We start from the raw sequence: 1,230 nt of genomic DNA, 5'->3' as shown, positions 1-1,230 counted from the left end.
CAGCAGCGGAACGATCCGGTCGCTTTTGGCGACCGAGGGCCGTCCTGCCGAGCCGTAGGGAATGCCGAGCGCGTCCCATGTCTCGACCAGCGCGTCCTGCAGTCCAGCGATCAGCGCATCCGAATGGAACGGCGTCGGCGTGATGCGCAGCCGCTCGGTGCCGCGCGGCACGGTCGGGTAGTTGATCGGCTGGATGTAGATGCCGTGCACGCCGAGCAGGCGGTCGCTGGCCATTTTGCAAAGCTCAGGATCGCCGACCAGAACCGGCACGATATGGGTTGGCGAGTCCATCACCGGCAGGCCSGCGGCGGCAAGCACCTGCTTGGTCCGGGATGCCTGCTGCTGCTGGGCATCGCGCTCGGCCTGCGAGCGCTTGAGATGCCGGATCGAGGTGGTGGTGGCCGCGGCGATGGCCGGCGGCAGCGCCGTGGTGAAGATGAAGCCCGGCGCATAGGAGCGCACCGCGTCGATCACCGCGCCGGTGCCGGTGATGTAGCCGCCCAGCGTGCCGAACGCCTTGGCCAAGGTGCCCTGGATGATGTCGATGCGGTCGGCCAGGCCCTCGCGCTCGGTGATGCCGCCGCCGCGCGGTCCGTACATGCCGACAGCATGGACCTCGTCGATATAGGTCATGGCGTTGTAGCGCTCGGCGAGCTCGACGATCTCCCGGATCGGCGCGATGTCGCCGTCCATCGAATAGACGCTTTCGAAGACGATCAGCTTGGCGCGTTCGCGCCCCGCCGCCTGCAGCAGGCTTTCCAGATGCGCGACGTCATTGTGGCGGAAGATCTTCTTCTCGGCGCCCGAGCGGCGCACGCCTTCGATCATCGAGGCGTGGTTCAACTCGTCCGAAATGATCAGGCAATTGGGCAAAAGCCGCGCGATCGTCGAGATCGAGGCTTCGTTGGAGACGAAGCCGGAGGTGAAGACCAGAGCCGCGTCCTTGCCGTGCAGGTCGGCAAGCTCATGCTCGAGCTCGACCAGCGGGTTGGAGGTGCCGGAAATGTTGCGGGTGCCGCCGGCGCCCGATCCCATCTTGCCGGCCGCGTTCTGGAACGCGGCGATGACATCGGGATGCTGGCCCATGCCGAGATAGTCGTTGGAGCACCAGACGGTGATTTCCTCGGCGCGGCCGTTGGAGCGCCAGATGGCGCGCGGAAATTTGCCCGCGATGCGCTCGAGGTCGGCGAAGACACGATAGCGACGCTCGGCGTGGAGCTGGTCGATCGC

Annotated in this window: 1 protein-coding gene; it reads right to left on the bottom strand. The window is 66.6% G+C overall.

The features are described from left to right. Positions 1–1,230, bottom strand: a 1,230-nt coding sequence (hemA, locus tag AB4Z43_RS33445; protein WP_441940985.1) for a 5-aminolevulinate synthase, incomplete at both ends; no start/stop codon positions are given.

The organism is Mesorhizobium sp. 2RAF45 (genome assembly GCF_052115225.1).
Classification (GTDB): domain Bacteria; phylum Pseudomonadota; class Alphaproteobacteria; order Rhizobiales; family Rhizobiaceae; genus Mesorhizobium; species Mesorhizobium jarvisii.
This window is presented reverse-complemented; position numbering and strand designations above follow the sequence as displayed.